Source organism: Blastocatellia bacterium (assembly GCA_035275065.1).
GTDB lineage: Bacteria > Acidobacteriota > Blastocatellia > UBA7656 > UBA7656 > DATENM01.
This window is the reverse complement of sequence record DATENM010000055.1, coordinates 1-16,339: the sequence shown is the minus strand read 5'-3', so window position 1 is coordinate 16,339 and position 16,339 is coordinate 1. Positions and strand designations below refer to the sequence as shown.

At 62.1% G+C, this 16,339-nt stretch carries 10 protein-coding genes; 7 read left to right on the top strand and 3 right to left on the bottom strand.

The features are described from left to right. Positions 1-98 precede the first annotated feature (98 nt). Positions 99-3,695: a VCBS repeat-containing protein gene (locus VJ464_12695; GenBank protein HKQ05986.1), complete on the bottom strand. Its 3,597-nt coding sequence runs from the start codon at positions 3,693-3,695 to the stop codon at positions 99-101. Positions 3,696-4,044: 349 nt separating this feature from the next. Here VJ464_12695 and VJ464_12690 point away from each other — a divergent pair, with 349 nt between their 5' ends. Then, positions 4,045-4,440 (top strand): hypothetical protein, encoded by a 396-nt coding sequence (locus VJ464_12690; GenBank protein ID HKQ05985.1) that lies wholly within the window; start codon positions 4,045-4,047, stop codon positions 4,438-4,440. Positions 4,441-4,485: 45 nt separating this feature from the next. Here the strand turns inward: VJ464_12690 and VJ464_12685 are convergent, their stop codons facing one another. Then, on the bottom strand, positions 4,486-5,691 hold the full coding sequence (locus VJ464_12685) for an MFS transporter (GenBank protein HKQ05984.1): 1,206 nt from the start codon (positions 5,689-5,691) through the stop codon (positions 4,486-4,488). 49 nt (positions 5,692-5,740) lie between these two features. Continuing rightward, positions 5,741-6,505 (bottom strand): gamma-glutamyl-gamma-aminobutyrate hydrolase family protein, encoded by a 765-nt coding sequence (locus VJ464_12680; GenBank protein HKQ05983.1) that lies wholly within the window; start codon positions 6,503-6,505, stop codon positions 5,741-5,743. Positions 6,506-6,998: 493 nt separating this feature from the next. Between VJ464_12680 and VJ464_12675 the strand changes: the two genes are divergently transcribed. From VJ464_12675 to VJ464_12650, 6 genes are all read left to right on the top strand, one after another. Beyond that, positions 6,999-9,629: a hypothetical protein gene (locus VJ464_12675; GenBank protein HKQ05982.1), complete on the top strand. Its 2,631-nt coding sequence runs from the start codon at positions 6,999-7,001 to the stop codon at positions 9,627-9,629. A gap of 279 nt (positions 9,630-9,908) precedes the next feature. Further along, positions 9,909-11,594 carry an ATP-binding protein gene (locus VJ464_12670; protein HKQ05981.1) on the top strand — a complete coding sequence of 562 codons (1,686 nt, stop codon included), beginning with the start codon at positions 9,909-9,911 and terminating at the stop codon, positions 11,592-11,594. Between the two features lie 64 nt (positions 11,595-11,658). After that, positions 11,659-13,155: a sigma-54 dependent transcriptional regulator gene (locus tag VJ464_12665; GenBank protein ID HKQ05980.1), complete on the top strand. Its 1,497-nt coding sequence runs from the start codon at positions 11,659-11,661 to the stop codon at positions 13,153-13,155. Positions 13,156-13,291: 136 nt separating this feature from the next. Beyond that, entirely contained in the window at positions 13,292-15,385 is a 2,094-nt protein-coding gene (locus tag VJ464_12660; protein HKQ05979.1) for a tetratricopeptide repeat protein, read from the top strand. 115 nt (positions 15,386-15,500) lie between these two features. Continuing rightward, a complete protein-coding gene (locus VJ464_12655) occupies positions 15,501-15,926 on the top strand; it encodes a type II secretion system protein (protein ID HKQ05978.1) in 426 nt (141 codons plus the stop codon). 235 nt (positions 15,927-16,161) lie between these two features. Beyond that, positions 16,162-16,339 (top strand): prepilin-type N-terminal cleavage/methylation domain-containing protein (locus VJ464_12650; GenBank protein ID HKQ05977.1); only part of this gene is annotated, 178 nt, incomplete at its 3' end.

Sequence of the window (16,339 nt, the reverse complement as noted above, 5' to 3'; positions counted from 1 at the left end):
TGGCGAGGTGAGCGACCACGACGACCGCGGCGCGTGGTCACTGATAAATGAGACGTGGGCGCTGACTCCGTTCAGGACTCAGCGCCCACGCTATCGGCCTAGTACTGGCTCGGTTTGTTGGGGATGGGCACGTCGCCCGACTGACCCCACTGGGTGAAGATGTACGACGCGTAGTTCGACGACGAGGTCGGAATGATCCAGATGCCTTGCGACGAGCGCCAGATGCCCGGATCAGCCTTGCCGTCGCTATCGAAGTCACCGACGACCGGCGTGTCTCCTAACGCGGGGAAGCCCGCCGGCACGAACAACGGCTGGCCCGCCGCGAAGCTGTAGCCGCGGCTCGACAGCAGGATGGCGTAGGCCGCGCTCTGGCTGCCGGCAGGCGGCTCGATATAGCCGATGTCGGACTTGCCGTCGCCGTCGAAGTCGCCGATGATTGGCTGCCTGCCAGCGCCGCCCCAACTGAAGAAGACCGAGAAGTTGGTGCTGTAGCCTTGCGAGGATTGCAGGAATCCCCACAGGCCATTGCGGTAAAAGCCGATGTCGGAAATGCTGTCGCCATCGATGTCGGTGACGATGGGGATGTCGCCCGACTGGCCCCATTGAGAGAAGAGGAACGACGAGTAGTTCGACGACGAAGTCGGGAGAATCCAGATGCCCTGCGATTCGCGCCAGATGCCCGGATCGGACTTGCCATCGCCATCGAAGTCACCGACGACCGGCGTGTCTCCTAACGAGGGGAAGCCCGCCGGCACGAACAACGGCTGACCCGCCGCGAAGCTGTAGCCGCGGCTCGACAGCAGGATGGCGTAGGTCGCGCTCTGGCCGCCGGCAGGCGGCTCGACGTAGCCGAGGTCCGCCTTGCCGTCGCCGTCGAAGTCGCCGGTGATCGGCGCTTTGCCGGCACCTCCCCAGCTGAAGAATTGCGAGCTGCCAAAGCTATAGCTCTGTCCCGACAGCAAGAGACCCCAGCTGCCATCGCGGTAGTAACCGATCTCGCTGCGGAGGTCGTTGTCGAAATCGGCCTTGTGGCGGTAGTAGCCGAAGGCCGAGAGCGACATCTCCCAGATGCCGCGCCCATGCGTGGCGATGCGCAGGACACGATTGCTGTTCTGAATCGCCATATCGAAGACCGCGACGCGCGGCAGCCCATTGCTGAACGGCGTCCAGTTGGCGCCGCCGTCGGTCGAGCGATAGACACCGATGTCTGTGCCGGCGAAGAGATTGCTGGAATTGTTCTTGTCGATCACAAAGGCGCTCACCGGAACATCGGGGATGCCGTTGCCGGCAGCCGTCCAGGTCGGCGAAGCATTGCTCAGGTTGGTGGTCTTCCAGATGTGTTGACCGCTGGTCACGCCGAAAGCGGCAATCGTTACATAGGCGGTATCGGCGTTGTTCGGATCAACCACGGCGCGAGCGATGTACTTGGCCGTGACCGGGCCGGTGACGTCCGTGAGCGACGAGGAGCCGGTTGTCGTCCGGAAAACTTTGCCGTTCGTCAGGCCGACGATACGCACGTTGTCGTTCTGCGCCGAGATGCCGATTGCCGACACGCGCTGATTGGCGACGAACGGCCCCTGGCTCACCAGCGTCATGGTCGTGCCCTGGTTGGCCGAGCGATAGAGCCGGTCGGTGCCGAAATAGACGGTGTTCGGGTTGCCCGGCCCCAGCGCCATCGGCGCATAGAAGAGGACGTTGTCCGAGCAGACGAGGCCGTTGTTGGAGGTGCAGACGCCGGTGTTCTGCGCGCCGAGGAAGCTCCAGATGCCGCCCGCCGTCGTGGCGCGGGCGAAGCCGATCAGCGAGTTGGTCGAGTTGAAGTAGGTATGGTACATCGTCACGTTGGTGGTGTCAGCGGCATTCTGATCAATCAGCGTGTAGCCGCCATCGCCCCCGTCCGTGCGAACCCACGAGGCATTCGGTTGTCTGAACTCTGTGCCGTTGTCCTGCGTGCCGCCGATCATGAACTCGCGATCCGACGGATGCAGCGCCAGGCTCTGGAACTGCGTCGCGTTGAAGCCTGAATTATTGAGGCTCGCCCAGGTCGAGGTGCCGTCCGTCGAGCGGAAGATGCCGCCGTCGTTGCCGGCGTAGACGATTGAAGTATTCGACGGCGCGACCGCGACGACATGGCTATCGGCGTGCAGTCCCGACGAGTGCTCGGCGAAGGTCAGGCCGGCGTCGGTGGTCTTCTTCAAGTTGGTCGAGCAGGTGCCCGAGACGTTGCCGGCGAGGTAGAAGACGCTGGCGTTGCTCGGGTCGATAGCGACGCCGATGTTGTAGAAGCACTGGCCGCCGCAATACCCTTCGGCGGCGTTGATCGATGACGACCAGGTCGCGCCGCCATCGGTCGAGCGGCGCACCACGCCGTCCTGCCCGAGGTTGGTGCAGACGGCGCCGGCGTCTTCTTCGGTGGCGGCAAGCACCGTGACCGTCGAGGCGACTTTGTTGATGGCGAAGTTGACGCGGATGCCGAAGTTGCTGCCGCCGAGGGTCAGCGTGCGCGTGAAGCTCGGCGTCGCCCCCAGCGCGTCGGTCGAGCGCCAGATGCCGCCGTCGCCCGCGACGTTGGTGCCGAAGACGGCGACGATCAGGTTGTTGGCATTGCCCGGCTCAAAGGCCATGTCGGTCACCGAGCGGTTGGGCGAGGCCGTCGGCACGGTGAGCTGGGTGAAGGTCGGCGTCGCCCCCAGCGCGTTGGTCGAGCGGTAGACGCCGCGGTTGGGCGCCGAGGCCGCGAGTTGCCCGCCGCTGCCGCCGATGCCGGAGGTCGTCGAGACGAAGACGTTGTTGGCATTGCTCGGGTCAACGAGAACTCTACTGATGCTGTTGTTGGCTAACTGGGCGGCGCCGAGCGGCCCGACCAGCGTCGCCGTCGTCTCGGCGTTGTCGATGCGGTAGAGGCCGACGCCGAAGAAGCTGTCGCCGGAGAAGTTCGCTTCGCCCGTGCCGACAAAGACCGTGGTCGGGCTGGACGGCGCGATGGCCACCGAGCCGATGGCCAGCGACATGGCGCTGTCCATCAATTGCGTCCAGGTGGTGCCGCCATTGAGCGTGCGGTAGAGGCCGCCTTGCGCTGTGCCGACGTAGACGACGTTCGGGTCGGTCGGCTTAACGGCGATAGCTGTCACACGGCCACTGACCGGGAACGAGCCGTTGGGGATCGGCGCCGGGCCAATCGAGGTCCAGGTCTGGCTGTTGATCAGCGGCGTGATCTGGTTGCTCTCCTGACGCCTGGTCTGCTCTTGGCTTATAGTCAGCTCTTGCTGCTCCATCTGCTGGAGCGCGCGGACGCGCGGGTCATACGACAGCTCGTGCGGCAGGCCACGCAAGCGGGCGACGTACTCATCGCGCAGGCGCATATACTCGCGCTTGTCCATGCCCTTGGCGATGTCGGGCAAGTCAGCATCGTCGTCTGAATCCATCTCCTTGAGGCCGCTGCTCGCGCTCTGAATGCCGGGCTGCGGCGCGGTCACAGACGCGCTGGCGCGCCTTGCGCCCTTAGCGGTTTGCGGGGCCTGGCCCTTGCGGCTCTCGCGCGAGGCGCTGACGCTCTGCGAAAGGTTGGGTAGCAGGATGAAACCTGCCAGCGTCAGCAGGCCGCCGAGGATCAGCAGACGGCGGAAAGCCGGTGATTGCGAACGAAGGGGCCGAAGGCGTACGATAGCCAGCTTCGACGGTTTGAGTTCTTTCATGAACGATGTCTCCTTGCTACATCTTCTTCCCGAGGGAATAGCCTTGATTTTTATAAACCCTGGCTCGCTGTTAGATTTGAAATGCGGGGCGCAAAACCTGAAGAGAGCCAAATGGGATTCGCCATTTTATTTTAGGGCCTAGTTCATTGCAAGCATTATCTTTATGGCCGGACTAGCGAAAGTTGATGCGATTGGCCATTTGAGCCTGTTCGCAATCAAAATACAAGAATTGCTGAAGCCGCCGGGCAACCCACGGCACGCGACGGCGGGCTGTTCGAGTCCAGGAAGCCATGCGCAACCTGAAGCGCCCGGGGCGACATCCGATTTGCAGGTGATGAAGGAGGCCGTCTTGAAACGGTTGCTAATGATCTCGATGGTCTGTTTGCTTATGGCGGGCTCGGCGCGGGCCGCTCAATCCGGGTTTGAGCCTTGCCTGCCGCAGGGGATCAAGGCCGACACCGTGGTTTCCGTCCAGGGCGTGCAGACAGACGCCGGCAATAACCTCGTCAAGAAAGTCACGGTGGGTGATCGGCTGACGGCGCTCAAGGCGCGTTGTCGCCGCGGCAAGCTGGTGGACGGCAAGGGCAGGGAGATCACCTTCTACAGGCTGAAGGGCTGCTGGGGCAATCCGCCGGTCAACTATCAGGAGATTCTCACGCGGCAGCGCGAAGAGATCGAAAAACTAAAGAAGCGTTATACGGTCATCACCCTCACCTGCAACCCGGACGGCATGATAATCCAGTGATGATGCAGTGGGGTTGACGGCTTAGACGCCTGGCAGGCGCGAGCCTCAATCGCCGGCGGCGACGGCCATCTCGGCTTCGGGGCGAGCCCTGTGACTTTCTTCGCGCGGCAGCAGGAAAGCGAAGACGGCGCTCAACAGGGTCAGCGCCGAAGCGAAGATCATCGCGGTGCGGAAGCCATAGGCGAGGACCAGCGGATGCAAAGCCTGCGGCGCCAGCGCGCCAATGCCCCACGCCGCACCCATCATCAAGGCCGAAACCGTGCTGGTCTGCCCCGGCGCCAGTTCTTGCGCCATTGCCACGTTCACAGGGATCGTCGCCAGCAGGAAGAAACCGCCGGCGCCGAGCAAGATCAAGCTCAGCGCGCCGCTCGTCATCAGCGCGCCGATCATCAGCGGGCCGGCCAGCAACCCGGAATACAAGGTCACCGTGCGCCCCGAAGTCCGCTCGGCCAGCACGCCGCCCGCCAGCCCGCCAATGCCGCCCATCAGCAGAAAGACCGTCAGCACATTGCCGGTCCCGGTCAGGCTATAGCCTTCTTCATTGAGCAGAAAGGGCAGGTAATTGTTCGTCGTGATCTGCAAGCCTGAACGGATGACCGTGATGGCGTAAAGCAGGGCAAGCGGTTTCCATGCGGCGTGCAGCGCGGCCAATAGCGGTGAGCGGATGCCTGTCGTCGCCGGCTCGACCTTTGCCGGCGCGGCAAGCGGCGGGCAGATGCGATAGAGGATGGCGCTCATCAGCAGGCCGAAGCCCATGACGTAGTAGGTGTGATCGAGGCCGGCGACGGCGACGATGCGCGTGATGGCGAACGGCCCGAAGGCGAAGCCGAGCGTGCCGAGCGCCGAAAACATCGCCATGCCGACGCGCTTGCGATCTCCCGAAGCGTGCGACGCCATGGCCGCCGCCTGCGGGTGGAACGAGCCGATGCCGATGCCGCCTGCGACTAACAGCGTAATCAAAATCGCGTAGGACGAAGCCAGGCCGATCAGCGAGACGAAGACGGCGGTGAGCGCCGGGCCGCAGACGGCAAAGAAGCGCCGCGCGTAGCGGTCGCTGATGAAACCATAGAGCGGCTGCATCAATGACGACGATAGCGAGTAGAGCGGCGCCAGCCAGAAGACCTGCGCCTCGCTCAACCCGAGTTTGACTTTCAAAAGCGGCAGCAGGGGATAGATCAGGCTGGAGTAGGCGTCGTTGACGAAGTGCGCGGCGCACAGGGTCGCCAGAGTCAGCTTGTCGCGTTTGTGCATCGTAGAGCGACCGCCGACCGCCGTCCATCAGTGGACGGCGGTCGGCTCGTTATTGTTCGACGTGAGCCGTGGCATCGCGGCGCTCGCTGACGTGGCGGCGGGTCACCGCGATGAAGTGCTTGAAGATGGCTTGCGACAGCAGGTCGTCCTGCCAGCCGACTTCCGGGTGCCACTGAACGCCGAGAATGAATTGATCGGGGCGCGTGTTGATGACCGCTTCGATGACGCCGTCGGCGGCCCAGGCGATGGGTTCGAGGTCGCGCCCGACAATGTCAATCGCCTGATGGTGATGGCTGTTGACCGCCGTGTGCGTCGAGCCGGCGAGCCGCGCGATCAGCGAATCTTCGGTGACGTTGATCGAATGCGAGCGCCGCCAGAAGAGGTCGCCCTGCATATGCTTGAGCGGCGCTTTGACTTCCGAGGGGATGTCTTGAATGAGCGTGCCGCCGCGATAGACGTTGAGCGATTGAATGCCGTAGCAGATGGCCAGCACTGGCATACGCCGCGCCTCGGCTGCCGCCAGCAACATCAGGTCCATCTCGTCGCGGCGCGGCACGACCGGGCCGAGGCCGGGCTGCGGCTCGCGCCCGTAACGCAGCGGGTCAACGTCATTGACCGCGCCCGGCAGGCAGATGGCGTCAACCGTTTCAATGATGGCTTCAACGTATTCCGCTTCGGGGATGAGCGGCAGCATCAGCGGCGTGCCGCCCTGCGCGTAGATGACTTCCGGGTAGGTCTCGCGCAGCTCGTAATAATTGGTGGTCCAATTGTAGCGGCATGGGATGCCGATGATCGGCCTTGATTTCTCGCTCAACACAGTAACCTCAGTGATTAAAAAAGCGACCTGCTGATAAAAAGATGGCCGCCGCGGTTTTCTCGCTGCGGCAGCGCCCGGCGTGGATCGAAACGATAGATTAGCGGCTGGCCGCGCCGCTGTCAACGAAGCGCAAGCGGTCGCGGCTGACAGCGCTCGCCACCGGCACATCTTGGGCTGGAGCCGCTCGCCGAGCGGGCTTCAGAAGGTTGCAAAGCCGCTTGACCGCAATTGAGTTGCGATTCGACAGCCCGCAAAAATCAAACCGCCAGCGCCTCACTCAAGTTGCTCACGGTTATCGCCACCTGTGCGAAACCGACGCCGGCAAATTTGGCTGGTCGCGATGAGCGCGCATCAGGCAACCGCCTGAGCGGGGTTATAAAATCCTTTACCGACCGATCCGCTAATCTGATAAAATGAGCGCGGCGCGAAGATGGCCTCTCACGCCGCGCCGCGCCTTTTCAATCATTAGAGTTCAACGGGAGAAGTTGTCATGTTGATGCGTCTCGGTCGCTTCATGGCTCCGTTCATGCTTGCCCTTTTAATCGTCGCTGCCGGCTTGCAACAGACCTCGACGGGCGCAGCGCCGCCGCCGCAAGTCAGTGACGAAGATTACTCGGATCAACCCGAAGAGGCCGAGCGCTATTATCTTCAGAAGCGCCTGCCGGCGGATGAAACCATCCTCCCCGCCGAGCGCTACGTCAAAGCCATGCGCCACATTGAGCGCATGCCGACTTATTCGACGGCGCGCGCCGCGCGGCTGAGCGGTCGCTCGGATTATTCGACGCAGGCCGAATTGAGCGAATGGGTAGAGCTGGGGCCGGGTAACATCGGCGGACGCACCCGCGCGCTACTCATCAACCCGCAAAGACCTGAAGTGATGTACGCCGCGGGCGTCGCCGGCGGCGTCTGGAAGACGAGCGATGCTGGCGAGTCCTGGCAGCCGCTCGATGATCTGCTGCCCAACCTCGCGGTCAGCTCAATGGCGATGGACCCGACTGACCCGAACATCATCTACGTCGGCACCGGCGAAGGCTTCTCGAACAGCGATGCGCGGCGTGGCGCCGGCATTGTCAAAACAACGGACGGCGGCGCGACCTGGACTTATTTGCAGAGCACCAACAATTCGGATTTCTATTTCGTCAACGACCTCGTGATCAGCCGCAACACGCATCGCGTTTATGCAGGGACTTCGACGGGCGTCTGGATGAGCAGCGATGGCGGCGCGAACTGGTCTTCGTCGTTTACCAACCCGGCGGCCACCAAGAGCTGTCTCGACCTGGCCATTCGCACAGACAAGCCGACCGATCAACTGCTCGCCGCCTTTGGCAACCTTCAGCCGGCGACGGTATTTCGCAATACGGACGCGGCGGGCACAGGCGTCTGGACGGCGGTGTTGGCAGAGCCAAACATGGGCCGCACGGCGCTGGCCATTGCGCCTTCGAATCAAGACGTCGTTTATGCGATGGCGATGAGCCTCGCGCCGGGAGATTATTTTCTCGGCCTGCACGCCGTCTTCAGGTCAACGGATGGCGGCGGCACCTGGACGGCGAGAGTCCGCAACACCGATGCCGACAAAGCCAACACGGTTCTACTATCAACCGGGGGCCTGGCCTGCGGCAGCACGAGCAACAATCAAGGCTGGTATGACAACGTGATTGCCGTTGACCCGTTACAGGAAGATCGCGTCTGGACCGGCGGCGTGACCATGTTCCGCTCTGACGATGGCGGCGCGAGCTGGGGGATAGCGGCGGGGCTGCACACCGATGAGCATTGCATCGTCTTTGATCCCAATTACAACGGCAGGCAGAACACGACGATGTATGTCGCTGGCGACGGCGGCATCTATCGCACGTTCAATGCCCGCGCCAGCGTCGGCAGCTCGCCCTGCACGGGAGTCGGCAGTGCCGTCTTCTGGACGCCGCTGAATCATAACTATTGCGTGACGCAGTTCTACTTCGGCATGCCTTACCCGGACGGCAAGAGTTATTTCGGCGGCACACAGGACAACGGCACTTTGATTGGCACCGATGACGGCGGAAAGAACGGCTGGCAAGCGTTAATGGGCGGCGACGGCGGCTATGTGGCCATTGATCCGGGCAATCCCAACATTCTCTATACCGAGTTTCAGAACCTCAACATCAGAAAATCGCTTGACGGCGGCAGGTCGTTTTTCCCGGCGGTAACCGGCATTCTCAATCGCAACTTCATGTTCATCGTGCCGTTTGCGATGGACCCAAGCAAATCGAACCGGCTCTGGACGGGCAGTGACGTGTTGTGGCGCACCACGGATGGCGCGGGCCAATGGACGCAGGCGAGCGCGCCGCTGCTCGGCATCACCAGCGCCGTCGCCATCGCCCCGGCCGATGGCAATCGAGTGCTGATCGGCACATCCGGCGGCGCTATTCATCACTCGGAAGCGGCGCTCGCAGCCGACTCGAATACCAACTGGCTCGGCGTCACGCCGCGTTTAGGATTCGTCTCGTGGGTCGCTTATGACCCGGTTGACCCGATGATCGCCTACGCGACCTATTCGAGCTTTAACCGAACCACCGTGGCTTCTGACCGCCACATCTATAAAACGACCGACGGCGGCGCGACCTGGGCGAGTATTGATGGCGGCGGCGGTACCGGCATTCCCGACATTCCGGTTCACTGCATTGTGATCGATCCAACGGACCGTGCGCGGCTCTACGTCGGCACAGACCTCGGCGTCTTCGTTTCGACCGACGGCGGCGCCAACTGGGCGAGCGAGAACACGGGCTTCGCGCACACGCCGGTCGAATCGCTGGCTCTGAGCAACAGTGATGGCATCGTCCGGCTGTTCGCTTTCACACATGGGCGCGGCGCGTATCGCGTGCGGCTCGCGACGTTTGTGTCGAAGATTACCGGCGCGACCGTGAATGGCAAGAAGCTGACGGTGACGGGCGAGAACTTCGATTCAGGCGCGGCCATTCTAATCAATGGGCAGGAGCAGGGAACCAAGCATGATGGCGGCGACTCGAAAGGCGCGTTGATCTCGAAGAAGGGCGGCAAGAAGATTGCCGTCGGACAGACCGTAACCCTGCGGGTGCGCAACGGCGACGGTTCGCTGACGCCGGATTTCGTTTTTACCCGTCAATGATGCAGGGGCATGCAGTGCCGCAAAGCGTAAATGGAAGATCGACGCGGAGGCACGGAGGCACGGAGATGACACAGAGAAGACTCCGTGTCTCCGCGTCCCCGTGTCTAATCTCCTTCTGTAATGTTCAGCGTTGAATGGCCGTGAATATCCCACGAATGGGGAATGCGCGGCCAAAGATAGGCTTGAGGCATGAGGACGCTCGTGGTATATTGCGAGTCGCCTCCTCGTCAATGCCTCTACGTCTGTTACTTCCATCTCATGCTCATGGCAACGCACGATATGCGAAAAAAGCTGCAATGGTTGTTGGTATCTCGCTTTGCGATTGCCGGCGCGTTGCTGCTGACCGTCGGATTGATTGAGAAGGAGCCGTCGCCGCGCTCGTTCCTGCCGGTGCTGGTGACCGTTGGCATCGTGATCGCGTTGCTGTCGGTCGTCTATTTCCTGGCGCTGCGGACCAGAGTGCCGCACTACGTTCACGCTTATGGCCAGCTCACGCTCGACATCCTGATTGTGACCTGGCTGGTGGCGCGCACAGGCGATGTCGAATCGCCCTTCCTGGCCTTATACCTCGTCATCCTGTTCGCCGCCTGCGCCTTGTTCGGCAGCCGCGTCGTACTAACGCTCGGCGCGCTGTGCGAGGTGTTCTACATCATCGTCTGCGTGGCGACGATGAGCGGGCTGATCGGGCGCGGCGCCGGCTGGCCCGAATACCTGTCGGCGCAGATGGCGTGGACGAAGTTTCTTTTCTCGCTCAACCTGATTGCCATCTTCGCGGTCGCCCTGCTGTCGAGCCAACTGGCCGAGCGCCTGCGCCGCAACGAGAGCGAGATTCAGACCGCGCGCACGGAGCTGGCGAGCGCGACTCGTGACCTCGCGGATTACCGCATTTTTAATGACCGCATCATCGAAAGTATTCGCAGCGGCCTGGTGACGACGGACCTCGCCGGCCACATCACGACTTTCAACCGCGCCGCCGAAGAGATTACGCGCTACAAAGCCTCGGACGTGCGCGGCTCGCATATCTTTCGCATCTTCGGCGACATCGAGCAGCAGATCGAAGTCGGCCTGGAAAGCATACGGGCGCGCACTCGCCCGCCGCGCTTCGAGCTAGGTTGCCGCACGGCGGATGGCCGCGAGATTCATCTCGGCTTTTCGGTCGCGCCGCTGGTTGACGAAGCCGATGACGCGCGCGGCTATGTGCTGACCTTTCAAGACCTCACGGACGTGATGGAGCTTGAGCGCGAAGTCCGCCGTCAGGAGCGGTTGGCGGCGCTCGGCAAGATGGCCGCCGGCCTGGCGCACGAGATTCGCAACCCGCTGGCTTCGATGCGCGGCTCGGTACAGGTGCTTGCCAGCGAGCTGAATCTGGCCGCCGACCAGGGGCAATTGATGCAGATCGTGTTGCGCGAAAGCGACCGGCTGAATCACATCGTCTCCGACTTTCTGACCTACGCGCGCCCGCCGCGCATGGAGAAGACCGTCATTGATCTCGGCAGCCTGCTTGCGGAAACCGCGGCGCTGCTGCGCAACAGCCCGGAGCTGAAGCCCGATCATTACCTCGTCGAAGACTACCCGGCAGAGCCGCTTTTCTATTCCGGCGACCCGAATCAGATTCGCCAGATTTGCTGGAATCTGGCGCGCAACGCCATCCAGGCCATGCCGATGGGCGGCGAATTGAAGATCGCGCTCAGCGTCGATGAAGGCGGCGAGACCAGCATCACCTTTGCCGACACCGGGCAGGGCATGAGCCGCGAGCAGAAAGAGCGTTTGTTCGAGCCCTTCAGCTCGTCGAGCGGCGGCACTGGTCTGGGCATGGCCATCGTCTATCAACTGGTCAATGACCACAACGGCAGGATTCAGGTTGAGAGCGAGGCTGGCAAAGGGACGAGCATTTCGATTAAGCTACCTGCGCACGGGCGGGTTACCGAACAGCGCACCGAGCGCCGCGTCGCCTTGATTCAGTAAATGTGGCGCAAGCTGTTAGCTTGCGCGAGTCACTACGCAAGCTAACAGCTTGCGCCACAGGGGTATGATGATGGAGAAGATACTGGTCGTCGATGACGAGCGCAGCATGCGCGAACTTTTAGAGCTCGTGCTAAAGCGCGAAGGCTATGCCGTGCACACGGCAGAAAATGGGACGCGCGCGCTCGACCTGGTCAGGCAGAACGTCTATGACCTGATCATCTCCGACGTCAAGATGCCGGACATCAACGGCATTGACCTGCTGGCCCGCGTCCGCGAAATCTCGCCCGAAACCATGGTGATTATGATCACCGCGTTTGCGACCGTCGAAACGGCGCGGCGCGCCTTCAAGCTCGGCGCCGAAGACCTGGTTATCAAAGACGCCGGCTTTGACGTCGAAGAGTTAAAGGTATCGGTCGGCAAGGTTCTCGAAAAGAAACACCTGCGGCAAGAGAACGTCCTGCTCAAGCGCGAGCTGCGTCAGCGCAACTCGCTCGACAACATCATCGGCAAGTCGCCGCAGATGCAAGCCGTCTATCAGATGATCGAGACGGTTGCCGCGACCAACTCGACCATCTTGATCACCGGCGAATCGGGCACCGGCAAAGAGCTGGTGGCGCGGGCGATTCACAACCTCTCGAACCGCGCCGCCGCGCCGTTTGTGTCGATCAACTGCGGCGCGTTCACCGAAACGCTGCTCGAAAGCGAGCTGTTCGGCTACATGAAAGGCGCGTTTACGGGCGCGCAGTCGAACCGCAAAGGCTTGTTTGAAGCTGCCGAAGGCGGGACGATCTTTCTGGACGAGATTGGCGAGACGACGCCGGCCATGCAGGTGAAGCTGCTGCGCGTTCTGCAAGAGCGCTGCATTCGTCGCGTCGGCGGCGTCGAAGAGATTCCGGTTGATGTGCGCGTCGTCGCCGCGACCAACCGCGACCTGGCGCAGATGGTTGACGACGGCACGTTTCGCAACGACCTTTACTACCGCATCAGCGTCATCCCCATCGAGCTGCCGCCGCTGCGCGCGCGGCGCACAGACATACGCGAGCTGGTGCAGCACTTCCTCGAAAAGTACAGCGCCCAGGCGGGCCGCCCTGTGCTGAACATTTCGGAAGAAGCCGTGCGCTACCTCGAAGCCTATGACTGGCCGGGCAACGTCCGCGAGCTGGAGAACACCATTGAGCGCGCGGTCGCCTTAGAGCAGGGGCGCACCGCCGGGCTTGACCGCCGCCGCGAAGACCAGGGGCCGCCGCCTGGCACCGCCGACCGCCGCATGCGCCCGGAGTGGCTGCCCGAGCGCATCCTGAAATTCAAGCCGCGTAATATGGCCGAGCTGGAATTGCCCGACGACGGCATCGATCTTGAAGCCTACCTGATGCAGTTAGAGAAGGATTACATTCTCAAGGCGCTGCAACGCACCAGCGGCAACCAGACGCGCGCCGCCGAAGTCTTGAAGATGAGCGTGCGCTCGTTGCGCCACCTGCTCGACAAGCACAAGATTCGCCACACCGCGAGCATGATCCGCGAATCAGGGCCGCTCGGCGACAGCGCCGCGCACAAAGGCTAACGACGCGGTGACGCGGAGAAGGATAGTCGCAGTAATCGTTCTCGCCGTTTCTCAGAGCCATCGTTCCCTATCGCCGCGTCGCCTCGGCCCCCGCGTCGCCGCGTCACAGTGACCCGCCCCGCAGGAAAAGGACTCCATGAGTGCATCGCCAACCGCCGCGCCGGTCGCGCCGCGCCCGCCGTTCTGGCTATCGAGCGCCTTCGTGCCGGTGGCGGCAACGCTGATCGGACTGGTCACGCTTGCCTGCTACAGCAATAGTTTTGCCGGCGCTTTCGTCTTTGACGATCACCGCTTTATCGAAACGACGCCTTACATCCGCGCCCTGTGGCCGCCGTCTGAGGCGCTCGTCGGCTCGCTCAGCGCGAACCGCCCGCTCGTCGGCTATTCGCTGGCGGTGAACTATCGCCTCGGCGGCCTCGCGCCCTGGTCTTATCATGCGGTGAATCTGTTGATTCACTTCGTCGCCGCGGTCGCGCTCTTCGGGCTGGTGCGGCGGACGTTACAGTCGCCGCGACTGGCTTCGCGTTACGCGCCGATGGCCGGGCCGCTGGCGCTGGCGGTCGCGCTCGTCTGGGCAGTGCACCCGCTTCAGACGCAGGCGGTGACTTATGTTATTCAACGCTGCGAGTCGTTGATGGGGATGTGCTACCTGCTGACGCTTTACTGTGCGGTGCGCAGCTTCACGGCTGAAAGAAGCACGCGCTGGGTGGTCGCTGCGGCGGTCGCCTGTATCGCCGGCATGTTGAGCAAGCAAGTCATGGTGACAGCGCCCCTGATGGCGCTGTTGTTCGATTACCTGTTTTTTTCTGAGTCGATAGGCGCGGCGTTGCGCCGCCGCTGGCCGTTGTACGCGACGTTGGCATTCGGCTGGGTGGTGCTGCTCGGCGTCATGCGAGCTGCCCCGGCGGGCGACACCGCCGGCTTCGGCGTGAAGACGATCACGCCGCTGCAATATCTGATTTCGGAATTCTCGGTCATCTGTCATTACCTGCGCCTGTCGCTCGTGCCCGCGCCGCTGGTGTTCGATTATGGCTGGCCGAAAGCGTCGCTGGTCGCGGCCCTGCCTTACGCGGCTCCCGTCTGTCTGGGCGTCGCGCTAGTGGCTTATGGGTTGTTCCGCCGCGCGCCGGCGGCTATCTTCGGCGCATGGTTTTTCCTGATCCTGTCGGTGACTTCAAGCGTCCTGCCGATTGATGATCTGGCGTTCGAGTATCGAATGTACCTGCCGCTGGCGGCGGTCATCGGCGGCGTCGCGGTCGGCGGCGTCGAGCTGTGGCGGCGTGTGCTCGCGCCGCGGCTCGCGGCCGCGAAGGCGGTTGTCTTCAACGGCGGCTCGCTGGCCTTCGTGCTGACCGCCGCGCTGATTCTCGTCTATGGCGGGCAGACGCTGGCGAGGAATCAAGATTACAAAAGCGAGATGGCGCTATGGGCCGACACCGTCGTCAAGCGGCCAGAGAATGCGCGCGCCCGAAACAACTTCGGCTACCAGTTGCAGCGGCAGGGAAGGCTGCCAGACGCGGTCGCCCAGTACACCGAAGCCATTCTGCTCACCCCGTCTTACGCCCAGGCGTTTTACAATCGCGGCACGGCGTACAAAGAACTCGGCGACCTTCAGCAAGCTGAACAAGACCTCACTGAAGCGGTGCGCTTAAGCCCGTCGTCAGCCGATGGGCACAACAATCTCGGCAGCGTGCTGGCAAGCCGCGGCGATTTGGTATCAGGTGAGACCCACTTTCGCCGGGCGTTGGAGCTAAAGTCCGGGTTTGTGGATGCGCGGCTCAACCTCGCCGCCGCTTTAGCGGCGCAGGGACGTTTCATCGAAGCCAGAAGCGAAGCCGAGCAAGTTCTCCAACACGCTCCGGATCTGGCCGAAGCGCATTTCATTCTGGCGGTCGCCGATGAATCGCTCACCGATTACTCAGGCGCAGAGCAACAGCTCAGGCAGGCCATTCGACTCGATAACGGCAATGCCGCCGCCCGGCTGCGGCTGTGCCGTTTGCTGCGACGGCTGCGCCGCGATGACGAGGCGGTGGCGCAATACAAGGAGCTTTTGAAGACGGCTCCCGCGGAAGGTGCCGCCTGGATGGAGCTTGGGGCGTTGCTGGAATCGCGCGGCATGATGGCGGAAGCCGCTGACACCTACCGGCAAGCGCTCAGAACCATTCCCGACTTGAAGGCTGCGTCAGAAGCGCTGGCGCGAATCAACGCGCGGCCAAGGCCGGTCTCATAAGAACGCCGCAAGCCTACTGGCAAGCTGAGTCGTGAGGACTGGCACGGGCATTGCTCTGTCAGCAAGCGCATTTACTAGAATTAGAGAGGCGAATTTGCATACGGAGAGATGCAAGATGAAAAACCAACGCGGCTTTTCGATACTCGAACTGCTGATCGTCGTCGCCGTGGTTACTTTGATCGCGGCCATTGCCATACCGAATCTCAAGAAGGCGCGGCAATCCGCAAGCTCCGCATCGGCGGTCCAGTCGATGCGCACACTGACGACGGCAGAGCAGATGTATCGGCAGAAATTTCAAATATATGGAACCTTATCGCAGCTTGCCCCGGAGGGCACACTCGATACGACGCTCGGCACCGGCACCAAAAGCTCTTATCTGTTCACGGTCACGCTGAATGCAGACCCGCTGCATTACACCTGCACCGCAGAGCCTATCGAAGACATAGACACCATGATCTATTACTTCACCGATGAGTCCACCGTGATCCGTTACAACTACGGCGGGTCAGCGGATGTCAACAGCCCGCCGATTCCTCGATAGTTCCGCCATTCTGACAAAAAGCGGGAGAAACCGGGTACCGCTTTTTGTCAGAATGATGGGCTTTTTTCCACCCACGGCTCCATTTCTGGGGTAGACCCCTTTACGAAAAAGAAACTTTCTTCGCCAATCACGCTTGAAATGTTTTGGTACATGCCTTGCCGTGTGCCAGGAGACCGCACTGTTCTTAGGGTGCGGCAACGAGGGAAAAACGACTGAAATAAAGGAGCTGTGAGCTATGAAGAATGAGAAGGGTTTTTCACTGATCGAGTTGTTGATTGTGGTGGCCATCATCGGCATCATCGCCGCTATCGCCATCCCGAACCTGCTCAAATCGCGCCAGGCGGCCAACGAGGCGGCAGCCATCAGCGCTTGCCGCACGGTCGGCACCGCGCAGGCGACTTATCAATCCACCA